Raw genomic sequence first — 19,041 nt, 5'->3', positions numbered from 1 at the left:
CACAAAATGTCTTGTCAGGATGGCGGGGCTTTCCATCCATCCCGTTCCAGCGCGCATGCGTGCCTTTCAGAACCTGTTCAATCAGTTGGATCAGGTCACGGGCACCAAGGCCAAGGTGCAAGCGCTGGTGGATCACTTTCAGGGGGTCGAACCAGGGGAGGCGGCCTGGGCGTTGACGCTGCTGCTGGGCAAGCGCCGCAGGCGCCTGATCACCGGTCGCCGACTCCGCGACATCCTGCGGGACCGCGGTGGTCTTCCGGATTGGCTGATCGACGACTGCTACGGCCAGGTGGGCGACTCAGCTGAAACCATCAGCCTGCTCTGGCCCGCCGTGCAAGAGCGCGTCGAAGCAAGCGATCCGGATCTGCCCAGCGGTGATGGAGACATGCCCCTGAGCTGGTGGATGGACACCCTGCTGCCGGCCATCAGCACCAGAAGCGACGACGATCAGGCCAATGCCGTGATCTGGCTCTGGCACCGAACCCCGCTCGACCAGCACTTCATCGTTAATAAGTTGCTCACAGGGGGATTCCGCGTCGGCGTGTCGACGGGCCTGATCAGCCGGGCCATCGCCGAAGCGTTTGATCTCGAAGAAAGCCTTGTGGTGCAACGGCTGATGGGCGGCTTTGAGCCCTCCGCCGAGCGCTTCAGGCAACTCACCGCCTGCGCAACGGCGGATGAACACCGTTCCAGCGGCACCCCCTACCCCTTCTATCTCGCCAGTCCCCTGGAACCCGACCGACTGCTGGAGACATCGGCGAGGGATTGGCAACTGGAGTGGAAATGGGATGGAATCCGCGGTCAGCTGATTCATCGCGGCACCGGCGTCTACCTCTGGAGTCGTGGAGAAGAGCTGGTCAACGAGAGCTTCCCTGAGCTTGTGGAGGTGGCCAAGGCCTTGCCATCCGGCAGCGTTCTGGACGGCGAGCTGATCTGCTGGCAACAGGACGCCGCCGAACCGCTTGGCTTTGATCAGCTGCAACGACGGCTGGGCCGCAAAAGCGTTGGAGCAACGTTGAAACGGGATTGCCCGATGCGGTTCATCGCCTACGACCTGCTGGAACATCAAGGCGTCGACATCCGCCAGCAGGGATTACGGCAGCGCCAGCAGCAGCTGGCTGCGCTGCTGGGCAGCATCGAGCATCCCGAGTCGTGGCGGCTGAAGCAGAGCCCGTCCTGGTCGATCGACTCCTGGGAGGACCTGGAGACACAGCGCAACCAGGCCCGTCAGCACAACGCCGAAGGGCTGATGCTCAAACAGGCGGAATCGCCCTACCTGAGCGGCCGCAAACGGGGCAACTGGTGGAAACACAAACTGGAGCCGATGACCCTCGATGCGGTGCTCCTCTATGCCCAGGCCGGCAGTGGGCGTCGCGCCAACCTCTTCACCGACTACACCTTCGGCCTCTGGACCAACGCTGAAGAGCCGCAGTTGGTGACCTTCGCCAAGGCCTATTCCGGCCTCAACGATGCCGAAATCCTCGAGCTGGACCGCTGGATCCGACGCAACACCCTTCAGCGCTTCGGGCCGGCACGGTCCCTGAAAACCGAGCTGGTGTTTGAAATCGGCTTTGAGGGCATCCACCCCTCAAAACGCCATAAATCCGGCATCGCCGTGCGTTTCCCGCGCATCCTGCGCTGGCGACGCGACAAACCCGCCGATGAAGCGGATTCACTCCAGACCGCGATGGCACTGATCGAGAACCGCTGATGGCAGCTTCAGAAAAGAAGGCAAAAGCGAAGGCCAAGGCCAAGGCCAAACCATCAACCGACGACCCTCGCTTGAACCCGATTCATGACTGGTTCGCGCAAAGGAACTGGACACCTCTGCCGTTTCAGCAGCAGACCTGGAGCGCCTATCTGGCGGGGCGGAATGGCTTGATCCAAGTGCCCACAGGGTCCGGCAAAACCTTCGCCGCCGTGATGGGACCGATCGCGCGGATGTTGGCGGAGGAGCAGCCGTTGAAGGGAATACGACTGCTCTACATCACGCCCTTGCGGGCCCTCAGCCGCGACTTGTCGCTGGCGATCCGCGAACCGATCGAGGCGATGGGCTGGCCGATTCGGGTGGGCATCCGCAATGGAGACAGCAGCAGCAGCGAACGCACCAAACAGCTCAAGGCACCACCACAGATTCTGGTGACGACTCCGGAGTCCCTCGCCCTGCTTCTGAGCAATGCCAAGGCCGAAGCGCTGTTTGGCCAACTCGAGACGGTGATCCTCGATGAATGGCACGAGTTGATGGGCAGCAAACGGGGCAGCCAGACGGAGCTGTGCCTGAGCTGGTTGCGCCAGCTGCGCCCCCAGCTCCAGACCTGGGCCATCAGTGCCACCATCGGCAACCTCGAGCAGGCAGCGCGCCATGCCCTGGGAACGGCAAGTGAGCCACAGCTGATCGGGGGCGCTCCTGCCCGCAGCACGGAGATTCAGAGCATCCTTCCGGAGACGATCGATGGCTTCCCCTGGGCCGGACACCTCGGGTTGCGGATGTACGAGGAGCTGGTGGCACGCCTCAATCCCGGCATCAGCACCTTGCTGTTCACCAACACCCGCAATCAGTCGGAGCGGTGGCACCAGTGCCTGCGCTTCGCCTGCCCGGAAATGGAGGAGGGGTTGGCCCTCCACCACAGCGCCATTGATCGCAGCGAGCGGGAAGCGATCGAAGCCTCCGTGAAGGCCGGCGGCATTCGTTGGGTGGTCTGCACCAGCTCCCTGGACCTCGGGGTGGACTTCCAACCCGTGGAACAGGTGGTGCAGATCGGAAGTCCGAAGAATCTGGCGCGACTGCTGCAGCGGGCGGGGCGGTCAGCGCACTTGCCCGGCGGAACATCCCAGGTGCTGTTCATGCCCACCAATGCGCTCGAGCTACTCGAACTCAGTGCTGTGCGTCGGGGACTGGCGGAGGGGCTGGTGGAACAACGCAAGCCGCCGAAAGCCCCTCTGGATGTGCTGCTGCAGCACCTCACGGGGTTGGCCTGCGGCCCTGGCTTCCATCCGGAGCAGACCTTGCAGGCCGTGCGCAGCTGTGCGGCCTACGCCGAGCTGAGCCAGGAGGATTGGGACTGGTGCATGCTGTTTCTGGAGCAGGGCGGAGAGTGCCTCGGGGCTTACCCCCGCTACTGCAAGCTCAAGTGGGAGGAGACAAGCCAGCGCTACCGGGTTCGCGAAAAGGCCATCGCCCGGCTGCACCGTCTCAACGTTGGAACGATCACGGCCGCACCAGCGATCACCGTGCGCTTTGTGCGTGGTGCCGTGCTCGGCCATGTGGAGGAGACCTTCATCAGCCAACTGAAGCCGAAGGATGTGTTCTTCTTCTCCGGCCGCCAGCTGGAATTCGTGCGGCTGCGCGACATGACCGCCTACGTGAAGGTGAGCACCAAGAAAACGCGCACGGTGCCTGCCTGGGCTGGGGGGCAGATGGCCCTCTCCGATCTGCTGACCCATCACCTGCGTCTGGAGGTGGACCGCGCCAGCCGTGGTGATCTCGACAACGCTGAACTTCAGGCTCTGAAGCCCCTGTTTGATCGGCAACAGGACATCTCGGTGTTGCCGACGGTGGGACAGCTGCTGATTGAGACCTGTCGCACCCGGGAAGGCACACATCTGTATGCCTATCCCTTTGAAGGGCGGTTCGTGCATGAGGGCATCGGCTTCCTCTGGGCGTCGCGGCTCACCCGTCTGGAGCGGGGCACGATCACGGTGTCGGTGAACGACTACGGCTTTGAGCTGTTGGCGCCGAAGAGCTACCCCATGGCAGAGTTGCTGGAAGACCACATCGATCTGCTGCTCGATCGCCAAAAGCTGGAGCGGGATCTGAAGAACGCACTGAATCTTTCCGAGCTGCAACGGCGACGCTTCCGCGCCATCGCCCAGATCGCAGGCCTGATGAACCGGGGATTCCCTGGATCGAGCAAAAGCACCGGTCAGCTTCAGATCAGTGCATCGCTGCTGTTCGATGTGTTCAGCCGCCATGAGCCGAACAGCCGCTTGCTGCTGCAGGCGCAGCAGGAGGTGCTCGATGATCAGTTGGAGATCTCACGCCTGGAGGCGGCATTGGAGCGCGCTGCCAGCCAGGAATGGCTGCACGTTGAAACTCCGCGGCCCAGCCCATTGGCCTTTCCACTGTTGGTGGAACGGCTGAACAACAGGATGAGCAATGAATCCGTTTTGGAGCGGGTTCAACGGATGAAGGACGAGGCGATCAGGCGCGAGGGGTAGCGATCAAAGCCCCCAAGAGCGGGTGTCGCTAGGGCCATACAAAACCCGGGCGCTGAGTGTTCTGGCCTCAACCCGGATCAGTTCTGTTCACGCGATTTCTTCACTGCGAGCCCAGCCTCTACTGCTGTTCCAGCTGCGAGAGCAACGAGCCCAAGCAAGCCAATCCATTGGTTTTGGATTTCTTCGGCAGCCTCAGCCCCCTGTCCCAGCACTCCACCCAATACGAACCAGCTCGTCGCCAAAGCAGACGTGATCCAGTACGCCTTCCAGCGGCGCTGGTAGAGGTAGCCGGCACCCAAGCCCGGAACCACGTTCAACGTGACGGCAACCCAGCCTGCCGATGCAGCAAGGATCTCTCTTTTGGTGGGCGCCATAACAACTGGTGTTTCGGTGCATTTTTGTCGATCTTGAGAGCCATCGCGCGTGGCGAGCACTCATCCATAAGGCCCAAAACGCGTCGCACAGGCAGCACCACACTGGGCACCCAAAGCGATGGCCTCCGCCAGGGGCCAGCGCGCCGCAAGACCCGTGACCACGCCTGCCGCAAAGCTGTCACCGCAGCCATAGCTCTCGACCAAGGGCCCCGGAAGGGGTGATGGGTCATAGCGGCCGCCTGGATGACTAACACCGCCTGCGGCACCTTCCGTGCGAATGATTGTGTGGGGAGGTGGGTTCAACTGAGCCGACTCCACCCGTTCACCCGGATCAAGGCCACTGCCGATCAAGGCATCGAGGGGCACCCCGGCCTGCTGAAGCACGGGCAAACGAACACGCGGGGTCGCCGCCAAAACTGCAGCAGAACGGCAGGCTTTCAACAGAGGAGCATCAGCTGCCGTGACGAACAGGCCGTCGCATTCGCCAAGGGTGTTCCAGGGAAGGTCGTCATCCAGTGATGGGGTCAGCCGCTCGCCGATCACCGTGATCGCCCGATCCCCCTCACCATCAACCATGCTCACGCCACGACGGGTTGGCACCTCCCTCCAAGCGACATGAACCTCAAGGCCCAGTTCCTCGAGTCGCTTGACGCAGGCTTCACCGACCGAATCGCGACCTAAAGCCGTAAAGAACTGGACGGGTTGCTGCTGCAACCGTGCCATCTGCACCGCAACGACGGCTCCACCACCAGCAGGTTCCTGCAGAGTCTGCAAGGCATGACCAATGGCCCCGGGGCGGGGCAACTGATTCACCGCCAGAAATTCCACCCATTCGACATGACCCACAACGGCCAAGCGCAGGGGCGGCAGGGCTAAGCAGGAAGACAAGGGCCGTTGAAGCTGCTGGGCCCCATCCTCTCTGCAGGAACGGCTCAACAACAGCTGGGAGCAGATGGAGAACGAGGCACTCAGATCCGATATTTATTGTTTGCATGAATTTTTTCTTCCGAGTTTAGTGAGTTGAACCCCGGTATTCACAGCATCTTGCGCACTGCCGAGATTCACATCTTCCAGTCAATTCATTATTTAGAGCGATTGCAGTTCTTCGAATGCCCGAATGATATGGAGCTCAATCAAGCCACAAAAAAGCCCCGCCTGAGCAGCGGGGCCATTCAAAACACATTCTTGGAAGAATCCTTCAATTAACGCGGTGAACCATTGTAGACAACATCAACAACCGAAGCTCCATATCGAGAGACAAGAATTTCAGTTTCAACAGTGGGTTGACCACCAGCCTCTTGTCAGCCTGGAGAACCACCATCAAACACGAACAGTTAGCCATCACTTGCATTCTTCAAGCAGTTGCCACCTCCCTTACCGGTGACGTACATGCATTTCGAAGCTCGGTAGTTGTTGATTCCACCGTTGATGGACTCAGCTTGCATCTTGGCGGTGTTCAGCGCACGGACATTTTCTTTCGAAACCTTTTGGGCAAAAGCGGGGGACACCAGCAGTGCACTCACCAGGAATCCCGTCGACAGACTGACGACTCTTTTCAAGATGAATCAAGTGGAGGGGCTTCCACTGCCTAGCAACGTGTCACCCGATGAACAGCAACCCAAGAAAGGTTTGTTCGTTTCGGACCAACAGGCGCGCCTTAAGCTCCAGCAGCACACGCGACCAGCAACGTTGGCCAAGCTCGGGGAGATCAAACTCAAACAGATTCCGCAACTGAACACGGCCAACAGCTCACCCTTGATTCGGAAACACAAAGAGGTTCTGAATCTGATGATGAGAATGCTTTCCCTCGATACCTACGGCCTCACCTGGGCCCAGTTCATCAAGGGGTTTGGTTGCGGTGCTTTGGCCGTTTGGCTGCTCATGCGCTGAGCTCAGCCATGACGCACGGGCCTTCCACCCCGTCGCAGCGACTCCAACATTCCCTTTTCCAAGGCCGTCAGTTTTGGTGCCGGCTCGTTCAATGCAGCTTCCGCCCGTGTTTTGGCTGCGGCAATGAAGCGATCTGTTTTATCTCCAGAATCAAAAGCCACGGTTCCTCAGCAAGAACCACCAAAGGTATGGATCAGCACCTGTTGAGGCTCAGGACTTAAGAAAGATGCCTGAACTCAACAGATGTGGGTGCAAGCTCCCCACAGCCATTCCCTCGATCGCAGAATCATTGCTATCGGTTGGAGGTTGCAGCAACCCGATGAGCCGTTACCCCGTCTTCTATTGCGCTCCAGCGGCCGTTGACGCTGGCTTCAAGCCTGTCGAAGCGGCGGATGCCTACGAGGCTGAGCAAATCGTGCAGCGCGAGCACCCCGGCGCAGTCACGGCATCTCTGAGCGAACGGGTGACCAACGAAGAGGAAATCCGCCGGTTGTTCTTGGCCTGGCTCGAAAAAGTCTGAACACCTGGAGCCACCAAAGGGGTGCATGGAACGCAATCCGTTGTCGGTCACGCCCCCCAGCTGGCTGGACATCGACGCCGACGGCTACAAGCGGCTGCTGAACCGCACGGCGGTGACGATCACCAAGCGCGCCAGGAAGCGAGGGGCGACATATCAGGTGAGGGAGGCCATCGATGCCATCCATGCAGCCTTTCAGCGTTGTGACGGCACCGATCCCTACGACGGACTGCCGCTGGACAATCGCCTTCATGATGGAAGCCGCAGTCCGACCGTCTCCCCGGTGAGCAGCAGCACGACCGCAACCTTTGAGATTCTCAGCCTGCAGACCAAGGAAGCCAAAGGGGAGAGGAACGGCGAGGAGTTCATCGCCCACTGCCGTGCCGTCGTCGCCCATGCCGACACGTCATCACAGGCCCAGCGATGAGCAGCGCCAGGAAGCTGTTCCTGGTGGTGCTGGGGGGCCGTTGCAAGGGGTGCCATGTGGAGCAGCACGATGTTCGCTGGGTCGTGGGCGAGACCATCGACGCAACGCTGCCGGCGCTGCGGCAGGAATGGATCGGCCTCCGCCGTGGCTTGCACATCGACAGCTACCGCTGCATCGACCATGTCGATGGCTATCGCGTTGAGGTTGTTGAGCGAGCGCAGGATCCATCCAGTAATGACGGTCCGCAGCTGTGGTTCGTCAACCTTGGCGCCTATGACCCCACCTCGATGGCAGAACAGCATGCCTTCGGGGTGATCGTGGCCCGTTCTTCAGCCTCCGCCAAGGCGCGGGCACGGCAGCGTTGGCTGAAGGGACAGGAGCAAGTGCACAAGGACGATCTTCACCCTGTCGAAATGGACAGCGCACTCGATGATCTGCTGCCGATTCACGGCAATGGCCAGTGGCACTTGAAACTGACCGCGGATGGCCAAGTTGACGACAACCCAGCCCATCCTGATTGGTACGGCTACTGGAAGATCTGACCACAAAACCAACACGGCTCAGCTACAACAAACCACCACGTTGAGGATGTGTCGTGCTGATCTTGATCCTCCTCGTGCTGACGGGCTCCTACGCCGGACTGTGGGCCCTGCGTTTCGTGCTCGAACAACGCACATACACCGAGTAGGGAATCACGCCCTCAAGACGCATCCAGTCACATCTGGCCGAGATGCTGTCACGTTCACCAGGCAGAGCCGAAATACGTTTTCCTCAGTACATCTACGCCCCATGTCGCTTGTTCAACGTCTTGGCATCGCTGCGTTCGTGGTAGTCATCACTGGCATCGGTCTGAGTCCTGCCGCGGAAGCCCATAGTGCTCATCACCACCATCACCACTCCCACAAACGACAGAAGGCCTACAACAAGGGCTATAGGAAGGGCTTCAGAAAAGCAATCAAGCACACGTATCGGCCCTATCACCGCACTTATGTCCCGGTGTACGCACCCGTGCGCCGACGTGTGGTCATAGCCCCAGCTCCCTGGAGGGTTCCGGCTCACCCCTTTCACCACGGCACCCGGGTCAACGTCGGACTTGAGTTCAATCTTTAGAAGGAGCCCGATGGCGCCATTCAATCCACCACCTACCAGTGGCAGTCCAGCAGCGATAACGGCGTTACCTGGACTGATCTGAACGGTGAAACCAAACAACAGCTCGACACCTCCGCCCAATCCCTGGTCGGCCAAGCCGTTCGCGTCACCGCCACCACGACTGATGCCGCCGGCGGGTCCACCTCCTTCAGCTCAGCAGCACGAACCATCACCAATGTCGATGACGCAGCCACGATCACCGGCAATACCTCAGGCACAGGAGAAGAAGACGGGAATCCAATCAACGGCACACTCTCCGCAACTGACCCAGAAGGCCTCACCGATGGCTCCGTCTTCTCCATTGAATCCACTGATACTCCAACTAACGGAACCGCATCAATCAATGCTGAAACCGGCGTCTGGTCTTACACACCAACCGCCAATTTCAACGGCAGCGATGCCTTCACCGTCACCGTGACCGATGACGCCGGTGGCACCACCAGACAACAAATTGATCTGACGATTGAGCCGGAGCTGCCGGCTGATGTTTCTGACTTGGCTGCGGATGACATTTCTAGCCTCACCGCCGACGCTGTTAGTGAGCTGACTGCAGATCAGGTGAATGATCTGTCGCCTTCGGCGATGCAGGGCTTCACCTCTGAGCAGGTTGCTGAACTCTCCGATGACGCGGTAGCTGCACTCCACCCCAAGCAGGTCAAGCAGTTGTCTTCGGATGCTGTGGCTGGTTTGTCGAAGTCTCAGGTCTCTGAACTGACACCGAAGGCAGTGAAGGGCTTCACCTCTGAGCAGATGAATCAGCTTTCGAAGAAAACCTTCAAGGGCTTGGAAACCGTTCAGCTGGCCAAGCTCAGCAAGGATGCAGTTACCGGCCTGACCCGTGGACAGCTGAAAACGTTGAGTGTCGCTGAAATCTCTGCCTTCAAGCCCGGAAAGATCAAGTCCCTCGATGCAGATGCCATCTCTGGTCTGAAGCCGAAAACCTTGGACGGCTTCAGCCGCCGGCAGGTCAAGGCATTGACCGACGACCAATTGGCTGGTCTGAGCAATAAGCAGATCAAGAAGGCTGATGATTTCGTTGATGCCCTGTCCGTTCAGCAACGTGAGGCGCTGTCGTTTGATCCCAGGCGTTCAAATCGTTTGATCGATCCTTTGGACAATGTCAGTGATCTGCTTCTTCCTGGTGTTGATCTTTTGGCCTAAGTCGTCAAGTTTGCGATTTTTTGGCTGGCGACCGCCACGGCTTTTGCCGTGGCGGCTATATGTGTCTTCCTGGCTTTAAAGAGGGTTGATCTGGCCTAGGCCTGACTCCTCCAGCCACCACACTCCCCATCAATGCAGTGATTCTGCAGAGGAATGGCTCAGGCCAGGGTCAAAGTCAAACCACCCACTCCGGCGCAGAACAGCACCACCCGCCACGCCGGTTCCCCCCAACTCACCAGCAACACAAGGCCACCAAAGGGATGGGCCCACCTTCCTGATGGGAAACCGAACTCTCCAGAGAGGTCCATCAGTAGTTATGAGGAAGATTCCCTTCTTACCCACCAGAAGGGGCCGGTGATGGTCCACTGTGTACAGGACCCTTGGTCCGAGGACCCAGCGAGAAAACTCAACAACCAAATCTCGGAACTTCAAGCCCGAGTGGCCTTCCCACAGCACTGGAGCAGCGGAGAGCATGAGCAGCACATCGAAAGGCTCCGCCAGCTCACCTATGAAAAAAGCCGTCTGATCGATCGATCAAGCTTCTCTCATATGGAGCGAACTCATCACTGAAAAACTCTCCTACAAGTCTGTTGGCGCATGGCTTGCCAATGAGCCACAGCAGCTTTACTACCAATTCACCGCCGCCAAGGATGGCTCTCAAGGCGAGTCGATCTTCATGCGCAGCTTCCATTGGCGACCACCTGACGACCCGATCCCTCAGGGGAGTCAACTGCTGACGCGACAAGAGGCGCTGGAGAAGTGGAATGCACTCAAGTCAATGGGCTGGAGGAGATGCGCCGGTCCACTTCGGTAGGGCAGTGAACGGGGCAACCAAGTGCTTACAAGTCGTTGGCAACTGGAGCAAAACCTGCGGTAGTCCAGAGTGCGGTTATGAAACAGCCGAACACGCAACGACTTAGGGCTCTACGGCTGTCTGCACTCGCGAGAGACGACAAAGTTGTCGATGCCATGCGCTCCTCGATCACTCAGGCCCCTGATGCTCTGGTTAAGGAGTTGATGGATGTTCATGGAAGGCCTGCGCATGAATCACTCTGCGCGGTTCAGCAGCTTCAGCAAGATGTGCTCGATGACACGACCGAACAGGCATCGGCGTGAAAGAAATCGTTGGCGACGCCCAAGATTTGGTTGAGTTATTGGAGTCCCAGTCAGCTCTGGCCATCACTTGAAGTGAGGGCTCACTGGCATTCGATGCACGTACGTTTCGTATGTCTACGTTGCGACTGTCGTCCTCTTTAGGGACATGGGATTCGACGGAGTCGATAAGACAGACCGCTTCATCATTGCCGCCAGGCGACGTGCGAAAGCTGCAATGCATGAGACAGATTCAAAGCTGACGGCGCTTGAGAAAGCGATGTGGCTCAAATTGAAGCGAGGTGAACGCCCCTGCAACAACAGCAAAGCGTCCTAGGGAACTGCTCACCTGCACTTCAACAAAAGAGGAGGCCGCCCCTCCCAGATGGGAGAGACGGCCTAGCTCGCTCGTTTATGCATTGCAGTCGACCTAGTCAGTACGTGTTGCCTTTGGGGATCACCTTGGCAATGGGACTGAAAGAGAAAGGTCGAAGCGTCTGGCTTGTGGCAACCCTGGGGCCATTTGGACCAGATGTGAAGCGGGACTCCTGCAGGGCACCTAGACGGACGGCGCAGAGGAGTGTCGACTGATCAGACGCACAGCAGTGTCGTCACAGACGAAGTGCTCACGTTTGGGTTGAAAAGTTGGAGCAGGGGCCAGAAAGTCAGGCTGCTTCTGCTGTTTGCTCAGGTGGAGTGTCGGCCGTCATGGGCTCCTCCGATCTCGATGCACACACTCTCGGCAGCCGTGGAGCACTCGGCAATCAGCTGTCGTGCTCATTGCTTTTTGAAGCGAATCGGTCGATTGTGGGACCGGCGTGCTGAGTGCTGGCTGTGTTTCGCCTCAGTGCAGCAGAAAGACGGTTTTCTCTGATTTCGTTTGCCGTAAAGGTGGCAATTTTTTGGGCTGCTCAGTTGGGGGTCTGTGTGTTGGATCCGCGGCGGCTGGTGTGCGGTGTTGTGGAGAGGGGCTTCCAGCCTTGCTTGATCAGCTTTGCGGTGATGGATTTTGTGGTGATTCCGCAACTGCGGCGGCGCTGGGACCGCTAAGCCCGTCACCAAGCCCGACAGACCACTGCTAGTACAGTTGTACTTGTGGTGAAGGTGTGTCGGTCGATCATTCCGTTGTCCAGCTTCAGCGTGAAGAGGGGAAGCTTGCGCCTGTGTTCCTGTCGGTCAAGGCAGGGATGACGGTCATCTGCGGCAGCACCGATTCCGATGACTGGTGGATGGCAGATGTGATCTATGTCGATGGCGGTGCCAGGGACCCGAAAGTGCCAACCCTCTTTCAGGTGGCCGATGTCGACACGGGTGCGGTCCGGTGGGTCTGCGCTGACCTGGTGACTAACATCGTTCCCCGCTGTTGAACGCAAAAGGAAGTGGGCTGGGCGCCAAAAGCGGGCTAAAACGGTAGTTACCTTTCGGCTGTTGCACCCCATGCCTAAGTTCAACGCCAAGAAGGTTTCCAAGGTCAAAGACTTTGACCCTGATGCCAGCTACAGCGTCAAGAACATCAATGGCGGAACGTTTGCCATTGCTCACAGCAAGAAGGAACTGAAGCAGCTCATGAAGAGCGATGCGGATGTGGTCTACGACGAAAGCAAAGGCAAGCTGTATTTCAATGCCAACGGTGAGAAGAAGGGTTGGGGCAAGAAGAAGAAGAGTGGGTTGCTCGCCAATTTCAAAGGAAAACCGGAATTAAATGCTGAGAACTTTGAGGGGCTTTCAGCTCATAAGGGTGATGCCATCACAGGTGACGACATCAAGGATCAGATCACGGCACTGCAGGACGAATTGTCTGACACTAAGGTCTCCAAGCTTTATGGCAAAACATTGATTGATGGCAAAAAAGGACTGAAGAGCATTATCAAAGTAGGCAAGAAAGAGGGTTACAAGTTCGATAAAAAAGAACTCGGTATTGCACTTGAAGAAATGGACGATGCCGGTGCATTCAGCGATATCGAGCTGGATGATGCAGCCCTGGCAACGCTGCTGGGCATGGGTGGGTCGCAGCAGCAAGCAGGTACTAGTAGCTGATTTGAATGCGCTGACACCGCTCGCAAGGCGGGTTTTTTTATTGCTTGAACAGAGCGGGGAACACTCAAGGCACCCGCGAAAGATCAATGCCCCGCGACACTCGCATTGCAGAAGAAGTTGGGGTGGTCAGCAAAGGGTGGGCAACAGCACTGCGTGACGACGAGAAGGAAAAATTAGACTGGTCCAAAATCAACTACAAGGGAGCGTCTACAAATGATTCCTTTGACACTTCATTTATCGACTGGGGTGATATTTCAGTAGCCAAAGAACATCTTCAAGCCAAGGCCTACGAAGTAGTTGATTGGGAGTCATTTGACTTCCATTCACTTAGCGAACAAGAGAAGCAGCATATTGATTCCGCCAAGGTCGATTACGCAAGGATTTTTACCCAATTAAAAACATAGGATAATGTTGAATTTGATATTGATTCACTGAATTGGTCTTTCATCAACGGTTTGGACCCCTATTTCAAGAAGAAACTGTACAAAAAGGTTGCGTGGGATAAAGTGGACTTTAAGGAAGTCGAAAGCTCGGCTTTTGACTGGTCATCAGTGAATATCTAAAAGGCGATGAAGTCCGATCAATTAACACTTAATGCCATTGATATAGAGGAAACAAAGGAATCTAAAGCATTTAAGAAGCTAAAGCGCGCGCTTAAAAAAATCTCTGCCGATGATCTTCTCGTTGGTGCAAGCGACGAGACTCTCGTTGCAATTGGCTATGAGAATCTGGTCGGAAAAATTGGTGACTCGCTCATTAATAACTTCACAACTGCAAGCCATAACTACTCAATGATTCTCAAGCCCTTGTCCTACGTGCGGGCTTCTGCTGTCGCGACCGCTATGGGTGGATCACTGGCGCCACAAGCAGCAGGAGAGTCTTATGACTTTGAGCTGGTAGACGAAATTCAATTCTTAGCGTCAAACGAACAGATTGCCAGTCAGTTATCCAATGGCAAGGCAGATGATCGATCTTTGGCTTGGCTTGAGGAGAAGATTGGTGAAGACAATCAGAAGATATACTCAGCTCTGGACCTGCAAAGCTTTGATCAATACAGTGGCAATGGGGAGAGTCCTCTAAGTAGAGACAACAAATTATGGTTCATTGTTGACCTTGGAAGCAGCGAAGCAACTGCAGAGACCAGCAACTCAATTGACGTCTTCTAAGAAGATTAAATTCAGATGAACTAGATCATAGGCGATCAATTTTCTCGATACAAGCTCAACACGTCAGCGATAGCGGGACTCTCTTTAACTCTTCGATTCTCCAGCAGGTCAGACAGTGCAGTCTCTCTGAAGATTGTCTGATGAACTTTGACTCATCTAATCCATAGCATCGAAATAGTGATTGAGATTGAAACGATGACCAGGGAATCGAAGCTTGAGTATCAACAATGGGAACGGCTGGTGGCTCGTCAGCAATTGGTGAGCAGCGCCGGCATCAGCTGTGATGGGCACGCGGCATTTCGGGCTAAGTGTCTGCAGCAGATCGAAGCATCAGGGTCGAACCTGCCCAAGGCTTCTGCACCGTTACGCAGCAGCATTGCCAAGCAAGAGCAGGGCGGAGTCACGGTTCAGTGGTGATTTGGACGCCCACCTTTGTTGCAATGAAGATGAGTCAGGGAGCGAGCTAATTCAAAAACGCAATCTAAAAATATTCCGAAGAATTTTTATATGATTGCTATGGAGAATTATCCTGCACGCAGTTGTGATTGGGACACAACACAAATAGTTCAACAAAGAATTTGAGTGCAGACAATTTGATTTTGGAGCTGACGGTGGCGCAATAGCGTCTGTCAGCCAAAGATTCTGCGGTTGCAGAGGGGAATAAGGGCAAAGCCCAGGGGGAGAGGGGAAGTCAGGCTTAAGCCAGAAGCGCTGGCATCAAACAAAGCCGTGTTCGCTATGAACATCTGCGGCTATTCGGCCAATACAACGCTGGGCAGGGCCGTGATCAGGGGGTTGAACCCGTGTTTTGCCGGGTCAAATTCAGGTTTTGGGTAGGTGCTAAATGCAGGCAACGAGGTAGCACCCACCTGAATGTTAAGGGCCAGACTCCTGATCAGCAGATGAGTCTCAGATCAGTCTTGATGTGCCCTACCGGAAACGTGATTCGCTGAATCAACCTGCAGGCTTCCAGATCACCTCGGGATCCTGGCGTTGGAGTGTCTGTTCAGCAAGCTTGAGGTAATAAAAATAGCTCTGTCTGTCTTCCGATTCAGCAGCTTTGTTCATCAAGTGCAGATAACTGAGACGCTGATCGCTGTTCATGCATGGGCTGGAAGAGGACCAAACAATCACCTCAGCTGGCCTTCAATTTCGGTATCGGAGCGAACAGCCGAAACAATTCTGGGTATCGCAAGAGCACTTTTTTATCTTTTCTTTTGAAACTCTGGCCATAAAACCCGTCCTCACGATGCAATCAACAGGGCTGGAAATTCGTCGTGACAGGCGGACCACCTCCAGGAGGAACAACACAGCCTGGATCGGATGAGCCTGTGTTCTGCTCGGGCAACGCAGGAGATTGGCCAGGCCCTCCCGGCGATGCGGGACTCAAGTCAATCTTGCCGGGCCGGATCAGTTGGGACGTGACGTTGAACGCCAACCCGCCGAGCAAGCCAAGCCCCATCGAGGCCGAAAAAGCAACAAGAATTTGACGCTGACGGTTGTTCATCCCACTGCTCGATCCCGATGAAAGTTGATTGGCCGCGAGCTCTGGCCTCAATCTCAGTGAATAACGGAGATTTGACAGATCAAAACAGACCGCCGGATGATCCGCTTGCTGCAAACGGAACGATCGAAACACAGTCTCTGCTGACGCTGCTCACGCCCTTCCTCGTCTTCGGGGCGTTGTTTGTGGTGCTGCTGCTGGTCTGGGACCGATGACAGCCCCCGTTGCGGGACTGTTCTGGACGCCATACGCCGATTGGATCTACACCGTGGTCAGCCTGAGTGGTCTGGTCCTGATCACCTGGCTGGTGCTGGGTCGCAGCAGCGGCAGCTGACGCGCTTCAAAGCACGTCAGGCGGCAAGCATCTCCATCTCAGGCTCAAGCAGCACATCGCGGGCTGTGTTGAAGCGTGTCATCACTTCAGGGTCGCCCCCTTTATCGGGGTGATGTTGAACAGCCAGAAGTTTGTGGGCCCGCTTCACCTGGGCAATGGTCAATCGTCCAGCGAGCGGCAGGCCAAGGCACTGCCTGGCCTGAATGGCCTCGAGGCCGGGGTCGCGCCCCATCGGGCATTGATCACGGCGATGGTTTGACGTTCCCGGCTTGCGCTTTTTGCTTGTTTTGCGTTTGGCCGACCTGGCCTGGCCCCCAAATCCTTTCGATTCCTGCACAAGCTGATCGCCGAAGCAGGCCACAATGCCTGATCGCCAGGTTCAGTCGCCGAGCTGCGACCACCAGCGCTCGATGCGATCGGTGGAGCCATACCAGCTTTGACCGAACAATCCACCGTGGGCCGTATCGTCCAGCTCAATCCAACGGGCATCCCGCAGGAGGGCTGACGGGAGCGGCACCAGGCCATCCCCCTGCAGATGCGGGTCGCCCATGATCTGGCGATAGCTGCGGGCAGCGCTGCGGCTCGAAAAGTTGGATGCATTCGCTCCCAGCGGATCAAGCCGACCCGCAACCGCCACGTAGTCCACCCGATCGGCTTCAGGACAACCCGGAAACTCACGATCCACGCGAGCCCGCAGCGGTGTTGCACGCAGGGCCTGATGGGGACTGCCGAGCGTGATCAGGCGATTGCATCGGGCTGAACCGTTGAAACGGCGGCCCAGAAAGGTCTGATCGGCCAGGTAGGGCCGCAACATCACCCCGCCGGAACTGTGACCAATCAAGGTGACGCGACCGGTGGGCGACTGGTTTTGAAGCTCCCGCACAGCGGCATCAACGCGATCAAGCAGGCGACGCCAACCAAAGCCCCAGCTGGTGGCCAGCCAATCCAATTTGGACGCAGGCACGATGCGCACCGCAGCACCGGTGGCCTGATCAATCCAGTCAGCCAGGGGCCGGTAGGCCTCTTGCGTGATCAGAAAACCACCGAAGATGACGACGGGCTGAGTGAGGCGAGACGTGCTGCTCACCGGATCAACGCACATTGCGGAGCCTTGATCAGGTCGTAACCACGCCGAATGCGACTTCCACCAGGTTCAAGAACCGTACTCAGCTGTTGATCCTCAGAAGAAGCCTCAAAAACAACCTGCTGTCCGATCAACACGATCCTGAAGCGCCAGGGGAGAAGACCCGGAAGGGTGAAGCTCATGGAGATCCTGGTTCTCGACTCACGCTGCCGCAATTCAGGACAACGTCCATCCCTTCATGGGAAAGGAAAGCCGAGGAATCACTGGAGAGGTTTCTCGGCCACAACGGCGAAGAAAGGATCCCCCTTGCCGCCGAACAAGCCCATCACACCCTCGGCGCGGGTGTCTTCGGCAACGATCTCCGGCTGGGGCCAGCCCTGGGCCATCAACACCTCAGCGACATAACGCAGGTGATCACCGTCATCACCGTCGGTCCAGACCTGGGGAGCCTTGGTGAAGAACATTCGATTGGAAAACGCCACGATCACCTGGCCTCGGGGACGGGTGATCCGCCACAGCTCAGCTGCGATCGGCTCGGGCTGTTGCAGGTATTGCCAACCGGCCACGATCAGGGTGGCATCCATCGAGGCATCCTCAACCGGGAGGGTTTGGTCGCGGTTGAGGTTCTGAACCCAGTGCCGGTCCAATCGGGGGTTGGCACTCAGCTCCTCAGCATTGAGGCCATGGCCGATGACGTTGTCGTAACTGACGTCGTCAGGCAGGTGGCTCACCCAACTGCTCATCAGATCCAGCACCTGAGCACAGGGAGGGATGCGCTCGCGGTAGAGGGCGGTCAGCCGAGCCCGAAAACCCGCATCCAGGTGGTGAACGAAACGCGGCTCGCTATAGAAAATCGCGTCATCGGTGGCATCCAACTTGAAGCGTTGGGAGTCCTTCAGAACAGGAACAACCGTCATCGATCAACCCAGCTGCAGGTACCAGCGCAGGGCTGCACCAAGCTGACCCGCGATTCCCAAGCCGGTGGCCTTTTCAAGCACCACGGCAGCCAAGAAACCGAGCATTGCCACCCGGCCATTGAGCCGCTCAACATCGGTCAGGGCAGACCGGTTCCAGGGGCGTGCTGTGGTGAGCGACTCGCCGAAGCGTTCCGGTTCCTCGTAACGAAAAGCAGGCCGACTCATCGCAATGCGCAGATCCAGCGGACCTTAACCACGGTTCCATCGCGACCGTGGTAAACGGTCCAGGCACCATCGGCCTGGCGTTGCTCCAGCTGACCGCTGGCGCAGTTGGCACGCATCGGCAGAACCCGTTGGGTCCACCGGTCCTGGCCAGCGCGCTGGATCAGCAGGCCTGCTTCCACTTCAACGGAACCGTCCACGCTCTTGGGGGCCCGGATGTATTCAGCTGCCTTGAGGGCGGGGGTGTCGAGGGCCTCCATGAAGATCCAGCCGTTGCCGGGCAGCAGCTCGCCGCGACGGGATTGCCAGACCGCCGGCTCCTGCATCGGCTGCCATTCCGCCCGAACAGGCCCTGCGCTCAGGGACAGGAGTGAGGCCAGAGCAACGTTGAAGGCCAGAGCAGGAGAGGCCATGGGCAGCGGGATGCGGGAAGAAAGGTCGAAGGAACTGTCGGTCGCTTCAAACAGCTTTACGAAGCGTTGAAACGCAAACATGAATGAATGGTTATGGAATTCCACGAGGCAGGAGTGCCAGCTTGAAACGACTGCTTCATCAGTCCATGGCCAGCATTGCTCAGGGACGGGCTGCCTACACCGTCCGCCACAAGACATCCAACGGAGAAAAGCTGGAATCCTGCTTCTACGCCACCGATGCCTTTGAGGCCCGTCTGCTGGCCATGGAGTTCAACGCCTACATCCGACAGCACCCGAATTGCATCGATTCGATCCTCAGGACGGAGGCTTGAGCGGCGCCCGGCGACGCTCCACCTGAACGAACACCAGCCAGGCCAGGCTGGCGAGCCCCCCTCCGATCCAATCGCTGCGCAGCAGTTCAACCAGGGCAACGGTGCTGGCCCCGATGCGCAGTCCCCGTATAAGCAGGTCCGTTAGGGGAGCTGTCCGGCGCGTGTCGCGCTGCATGGGCCGACTCCGAAAAGATGAGGATGTTG

Annotated in this window: 30 protein-coding genes; 17 read left to right on the top strand and 13 right to left on the bottom strand. The window is 57.5% G+C overall.

Going from position 1 to position 19,041, the window contains the following annotated elements; genetic code table 11:
* Positions 1–55 precede the first annotated feature (55 nt).
* Both SynRS9902_RS06755 and SynRS9902_RS06750 read left to right on the top strand, forming a co-directional pair.
* Positions 56–1,711: an ATP-dependent DNA ligase gene (locus tag SynRS9902_RS06755; protein WP_186510446.1), complete on the top strand. Its 1,656-nt coding sequence runs from the start codon at positions 56–58 to the stop codon at positions 1,709–1,711.
* On the top strand, positions 1,711–4,218 hold the full coding sequence (locus tag SynRS9902_RS06750; protein WP_186510445.1) for a ligase-associated DNA damage response DEXH box helicase: 2,508 nt from the start codon (positions 1,711–1,713) through the stop codon (positions 4,216–4,218). The genes SynRS9902_RS06755 and SynRS9902_RS06750 overlap by 1 nt, the downstream gene beginning before the upstream one ends.
* A gap of 77 nt (positions 4,219–4,295) precedes the next feature.
* On the opposite strand, the gene SynRS9902_RS06745 is transcribed toward SynRS9902_RS06750, so the two are convergent.
* Positions 4,296–4,592, bottom strand: a complete 297-nt coding sequence (locus SynRS9902_RS06745; RefSeq protein WP_186510565.1) for a hypothetical protein — start codon at positions 4,590–4,592, stop codon at positions 4,296–4,298.
* Positions 4,593–4,652: 60 nt separating this feature from the next.
* Positions 4,653–5,480 carry a PfkB family carbohydrate kinase gene (locus tag SynRS9902_RS06740; RefSeq protein WP_186510444.1) on the bottom strand — a complete coding sequence of 276 codons (828 nt, stop codon included), beginning with the start codon at positions 5,478–5,480 and terminating at the stop codon, positions 4,653–4,655.
* A gap of 558 nt (positions 5,481–6,038) precedes the next feature.
* Between SynRS9902_RS06740 and SynRS9902_RS13655 the strand changes: the two genes are divergently transcribed.
* Positions 6,039–6,482: a hypothetical protein gene (locus tag SynRS9902_RS13655; RefSeq protein ID WP_255446252.1), complete on the top strand. Its 444-nt coding sequence runs from the start codon at positions 6,039–6,041 to the stop codon at positions 6,480–6,482.
* A gap of 2 nt (positions 6,483–6,484) precedes the next feature.
* Here SynRS9902_RS13655 and SynRS9902_RS06730 read toward each other — a convergent pair whose 3' ends face one another.
* The gene (locus SynRS9902_RS06730) at positions 6,485–6,643 is read right to left on the bottom strand and encodes a hypothetical protein (protein ID WP_186497711.1); all 159 of its coding nucleotides are present in this window, start codon (positions 6,641–6,643) and stop codon (positions 6,485–6,487) included.
* Positions 6,644–6,801: 158 nt separating this feature from the next.
* On the opposite strand from SynRS9902_RS06730, the gene SynRS9902_RS06725 reads away from it, so the two are divergent.
* Genes SynRS9902_RS06725 through SynRS9902_RS06715 form a run of 3 tightly spaced genes read left to right on the top strand, consistent with a single transcriptional unit; the run spans position 6,802 to position 7,968 of the window.
* A complete protein-coding gene (locus SynRS9902_RS06725) occupies positions 6,802–7,002 on the top strand; it encodes a hypothetical protein (RefSeq protein WP_244273128.1) in 201 nt (66 codons plus the stop codon).
* 40 nt (positions 7,003–7,042) lie between these two features.
* Entirely contained in the window at positions 7,043–7,426 is a 384-nt protein-coding gene (locus tag SynRS9902_RS06720) for a hypothetical protein (protein WP_255446251.1), read from the top strand.
* Positions 7,423–7,968: a DUF1543 domain-containing protein gene (locus SynRS9902_RS06715; protein ID WP_186510442.1), complete on the top strand. Its 546-nt coding sequence runs from the start codon at positions 7,423–7,425 to the stop codon at positions 7,966–7,968. Before SynRS9902_RS06720 ends, SynRS9902_RS06715 begins: the two co-directional genes overlap by 4 nt.
* A 600-nt stretch (positions 7,969–8,568) precedes the next feature.
* Here the strand turns inward: SynRS9902_RS06715 and SynRS9902_RS13650 are convergent.
* On the bottom strand, positions 8,569–8,793 hold the full coding sequence (locus SynRS9902_RS13650; RefSeq protein WP_255446250.1) for a hypothetical protein: 225 nt from the start codon (positions 8,791–8,793) through the stop codon (positions 8,569–8,571).
* Between SynRS9902_RS13650 and SynRS9902_RS06705 the strand changes: the two genes are divergently transcribed.
* Positions 8,744–9,736 carry a cadherin-like domain-containing protein gene (locus SynRS9902_RS06705; RefSeq protein WP_370586339.1) on the top strand — a complete coding sequence of 331 codons (993 nt, stop codon included), beginning with the start codon at positions 8,744–8,746 and terminating at the stop codon, positions 9,734–9,736. The genes SynRS9902_RS13650 and SynRS9902_RS06705 overlap by 50 nt on opposite strands.
* A 158-nt stretch (positions 9,737–9,894) precedes the next feature.
* On the opposite strand, the gene SynRS9902_RS06700 is transcribed toward SynRS9902_RS06705, so the two are convergent.
* A complete protein-coding gene (locus SynRS9902_RS06700) occupies positions 9,895–10,044 on the bottom strand; it encodes a hypothetical protein (RefSeq protein WP_186510440.1) in 150 nt (49 codons plus the stop codon).
* A 221-nt stretch (positions 10,045–10,265) separates the two neighbouring features.
* Between SynRS9902_RS06700 and SynRS9902_RS06695 the strand changes: the two genes are divergently transcribed.
* From SynRS9902_RS06695 to SynRS9902_RS06660, 7 genes are all read left to right on the top strand, one after another.
* Positions 10,266–10,550: a DUF1651 domain-containing protein gene (locus SynRS9902_RS06695; RefSeq protein WP_370586338.1), complete on the top strand. Its 285-nt coding sequence runs from the start codon at positions 10,266–10,268 to the stop codon at positions 10,548–10,550.
* A gap of 1,169 nt (positions 10,551–11,719) precedes the next feature.
* On the top strand, positions 11,720–11,878 hold the full coding sequence (locus tag SynRS9902_RS06685) for a hypothetical protein (protein ID WP_255446249.1): 159 nt from the start codon (positions 11,720–11,722) through the stop codon (positions 11,876–11,878).
* Between the two features lie 56 nt (positions 11,879–11,934).
* The gene (locus SynRS9902_RS06680; protein ID WP_186510437.1) at positions 11,935–12,195 is read left to right on the top strand and encodes a DUF3104 domain-containing protein; all 261 of its coding nucleotides are present in this window, start codon (positions 11,935–11,937) and stop codon (positions 12,193–12,195) included.
* 70 nt (positions 12,196–12,265) lie between these two features.
* Positions 12,266–12,865 (top strand): hypothetical protein, encoded by a 600-nt coding sequence (locus tag SynRS9902_RS06675; RefSeq protein ID WP_186510436.1) that lies wholly within the window; start codon positions 12,266–12,268, stop codon positions 12,863–12,865.
* An 86-nt stretch (positions 12,866–12,951) separates the two neighbouring features.
* On the top strand, positions 12,952–13,269 hold the full coding sequence (locus tag SynRS9902_RS06670; RefSeq protein ID WP_186510435.1) for a hypothetical protein: 318 nt from the start codon (positions 12,952–12,954) through the stop codon (positions 13,267–13,269).
* A 165-nt stretch (positions 13,270–13,434) separates the two neighbouring features.
* Positions 13,435–14,031, top strand: a complete 597-nt coding sequence (locus SynRS9902_RS06665; RefSeq protein WP_186510434.1) for a hypothetical protein — start codon at positions 13,435–13,437, stop codon at positions 14,029–14,031.
* Between the two features lie 195 nt (positions 14,032–14,226).
* Positions 14,227–14,448 (top strand): hypothetical protein, encoded by a 222-nt coding sequence (locus SynRS9902_RS06660; protein WP_186510433.1) that lies wholly within the window; start codon positions 14,227–14,229, stop codon positions 14,446–14,448.
* Positions 14,449–14,985: 537 nt separating this feature from the next.
* Here the strand turns inward: SynRS9902_RS06660 and SynRS9902_RS06655 are convergent.
* On the bottom strand, positions 14,986–15,135 hold the full coding sequence (locus SynRS9902_RS06655) for a hypothetical protein (RefSeq protein ID WP_186510432.1): 150 nt from the start codon (positions 15,133–15,135) through the stop codon (positions 14,986–14,988).
* Positions 15,136–15,555: 420 nt separating this feature from the next.
* Between SynRS9902_RS06655 and SynRS9902_RS06650 the strand changes: the two genes are divergently transcribed.
* Positions 15,556–15,750, top strand: coding sequence for a hypothetical protein (locus SynRS9902_RS06650; protein WP_186510431.1), 195 nt, complete (start codon positions 15,556–15,558; stop codon positions 15,748–15,750).
* On the top strand, positions 15,747–15,869 hold the full coding sequence (locus tag SynRS9902_RS06645) for a hypothetical protein (RefSeq protein WP_255446248.1): 123 nt from the start codon (positions 15,747–15,749) through the stop codon (positions 15,867–15,869). Before SynRS9902_RS06650 ends, SynRS9902_RS06645 begins: the two co-directional genes overlap by 4 nt.
* Positions 15,870–15,885: 16 nt before the next feature.
* Here the strand turns inward: SynRS9902_RS06645 and SynRS9902_RS06640 are convergent, their stop codons facing one another.
* From SynRS9902_RS06640 to SynRS9902_RS06615, 6 genes are all read right to left on the bottom strand, one after another.
* Positions 15,886–16,230, bottom strand: a complete 345-nt coding sequence (locus SynRS9902_RS06640) for a molecular chaperone DnaJ (RefSeq protein ID WP_186510430.1) — start codon at positions 16,228–16,230, stop codon at positions 15,886–15,888.
* A gap of 18 nt (positions 16,231–16,248) precedes the next feature.
* The gene (locus SynRS9902_RS06635; protein WP_186510429.1) at positions 16,249–16,971 is read right to left on the bottom strand and encodes an esterase; all 723 of its coding nucleotides are present in this window, start codon (positions 16,969–16,971) and stop codon (positions 16,249–16,251) included.
* Positions 16,953–17,135, bottom strand: coding sequence for a hypothetical protein (locus SynRS9902_RS06630; RefSeq protein ID WP_255446247.1), 183 nt, complete (start codon positions 17,133–17,135; stop codon positions 16,953–16,955). The genes SynRS9902_RS06635 and SynRS9902_RS06630 overlap by 19 nt, the downstream gene beginning before the upstream one ends.
* Before the next feature lie 78 nt (positions 17,136–17,213).
* Complete coding sequence (locus tag SynRS9902_RS06625) at positions 17,214–17,870, bottom strand: methyltransferase domain-containing protein (protein ID WP_186510428.1); 657 nt, start codon at positions 17,868–17,870, stop codon at positions 17,214–17,216.
* Positions 17,871–17,873: 3 nt separating this feature from the next.
* Positions 17,874–18,095 carry a chlorophyll a/b-binding protein gene (locus SynRS9902_RS06620; RefSeq protein ID WP_115009146.1) on the bottom strand — a complete coding sequence of 74 codons (222 nt, stop codon included), beginning with the start codon at positions 18,093–18,095 and terminating at the stop codon, positions 17,874–17,876.
* On the bottom strand, positions 18,092–18,505 hold the full coding sequence (locus SynRS9902_RS06615) for a hypothetical protein (RefSeq protein WP_186510427.1): 414 nt from the start codon (positions 18,503–18,505) through the stop codon (positions 18,092–18,094). The genes SynRS9902_RS06620 and SynRS9902_RS06615 overlap by 4 nt, the downstream gene beginning before the upstream one ends.
* Positions 18,506–18,651: 146 nt before the next feature.
* Here SynRS9902_RS06615 and SynRS9902_RS06610 point away from each other — a divergent pair, with 146 nt between their 5' ends.
* A complete protein-coding gene (locus SynRS9902_RS06610; RefSeq protein WP_114989374.1) occupies positions 18,652–18,837 on the top strand; it encodes a hypothetical protein in 186 nt (61 codons plus the stop codon).
* Here the strand turns inward: SynRS9902_RS06610 and SynRS9902_RS06605 are convergent.
* The gene (locus SynRS9902_RS06605; RefSeq protein ID WP_186510426.1) at positions 18,821–19,012 is read right to left on the bottom strand and encodes a hypothetical protein; all 192 of its coding nucleotides are present in this window, start codon (positions 19,010–19,012) and stop codon (positions 18,821–18,823) included. The two genes, SynRS9902_RS06610 and SynRS9902_RS06605, sit on opposite strands and share 17 nt — an antisense overlap.
* Between the last annotated feature and the right edge of the window lie 29 nt (positions 19,013–19,041).

It is taken from the genome of Synechococcus sp. RS9902, from assembly GCF_014279635.1.
Taxonomy (GTDB): domain Bacteria; phylum Cyanobacteriota; class Cyanobacteriia; order PCC-6307; family Cyanobiaceae; genus Parasynechococcus.
This window is presented reverse-complemented; position numbering and strand designations above follow the sequence as displayed.

Bases quoted from the DNA above. Each gene is read 5' to 3' on its own strand.
- SynRS9902_RS06665 (WP_186510434.1), top strand. From the start codon at position 13,435: ATGAAGTCCGATCAATTAACACTTAATGCCATTGATATAGAGGAAACA.
- SynRS9902_RS06715 (WP_186510442.1), top strand. From the start codon at position 7,423: ATGAGCAGCGCCAGGAAGCTGTTCCTGGTGGTGCTGGGGGGCCGTTGC.
- SynRS9902_RS06700 (WP_186510440.1), bottom strand. From the start codon at position 10,044: ATGGACCTCTCTGGAGAGTTCGGTTTCCCATCAGGAAGGTGGGCCCAT.
- SynRS9902_RS06655 (WP_186510432.1), bottom strand. From the start codon at position 15,135: ATGAACAGCGATCAGCGTCTCAGTTATCTGCACTTGATGAACAAAGCT.
- SynRS9902_RS06750 (WP_186510445.1), top strand. From the start codon at position 1,711: ATGGCAGCTTCAGAAAAGAAGGCAAAAGCGAAGGCCAAGGCCAAGGCC.
- SynRS9902_RS06745 (WP_186510565.1), bottom strand. From the start codon at position 4,592: ATGGCGCCCACCAAAAGAGAGATCCTTGCTGCATCGGCAGGCTGGGTT.
- SynRS9902_RS06670 (WP_186510435.1), top strand. From the start codon at position 12,952: ATGCCCCGCGACACTCGCATTGCAGAAGAAGTTGGGGTGGTCAGCAAA.
- SynRS9902_RS06605 (WP_186510426.1), bottom strand. From the start codon at position 19,012: ATGCAGCGCGACACGCGCCGGACAGCTCCCCTAACGGACCTGCTTATA.
- SynRS9902_RS06620 (WP_115009146.1), bottom strand. From the start codon at position 18,095: ATGAGTCGGCCTGCTTTTCGTTACGAGGAACCGGAACGCTTCGGCGAG.
- SynRS9902_RS06625 (WP_186510428.1), bottom strand. From the start codon at position 17,870: ATGACGGTTGTTCCTGTTCTGAAGGACTCCCAACGCTTCAAGTTGGAT.
- SynRS9902_RS06645 (WP_255446248.1), top strand. From the start codon at position 15,747: ATGACAGCCCCCGTTGCGGGACTGTTCTGGACGCCATACGCCGATTGG.
- SynRS9902_RS06660 (WP_186510433.1), top strand. From the start codon at position 14,227: ATGACCAGGGAATCGAAGCTTGAGTATCAACAATGGGAACGGCTGGTG.
- SynRS9902_RS06650 (WP_186510431.1), top strand. From the start codon at position 15,556: ATGAAAGTTGATTGGCCGCGAGCTCTGGCCTCAATCTCAGTGAATAAC.
- SynRS9902_RS06675 (WP_186510436.1), top strand. From the start codon at position 12,266: ATGCCTAAGTTCAACGCCAAGAAGGTTTCCAAGGTCAAAGACTTTGAC.
- SynRS9902_RS06725 (WP_244273128.1), top strand. From the start codon at position 6,802: ATGAGCCGTTACCCCGTCTTCTATTGCGCTCCAGCGGCCGTTGACGCT.
- SynRS9902_RS06755 (WP_186510446.1), top strand. From the start codon at position 56: ATGCGTGCCTTTCAGAACCTGTTCAATCAGTTGGATCAGGTCACGGGC.
- SynRS9902_RS06635 (WP_186510429.1), bottom strand. From the start codon at position 16,971: ATGTGCGTTGATCCGGTGAGCAGCACGTCTCGCCTCACTCAGCCCGTC.
- SynRS9902_RS06630 (WP_255446247.1), bottom strand. From the start codon at position 17,135: ATGAGCTTCACCCTTCCGGGTCTTCTCCCCTGGCGCTTCAGGATCGTG.
- SynRS9902_RS06615 (WP_186510427.1), bottom strand. From the start codon at position 18,505: ATGGCCTCTCCTGCTCTGGCCTTCAACGTTGCTCTGGCCTCACTCCTG.
- SynRS9902_RS06610 (WP_114989374.1), top strand. From the start codon at position 18,652: ATGGCCAGCATTGCTCAGGGACGGGCTGCCTACACCGTCCGCCACAAG.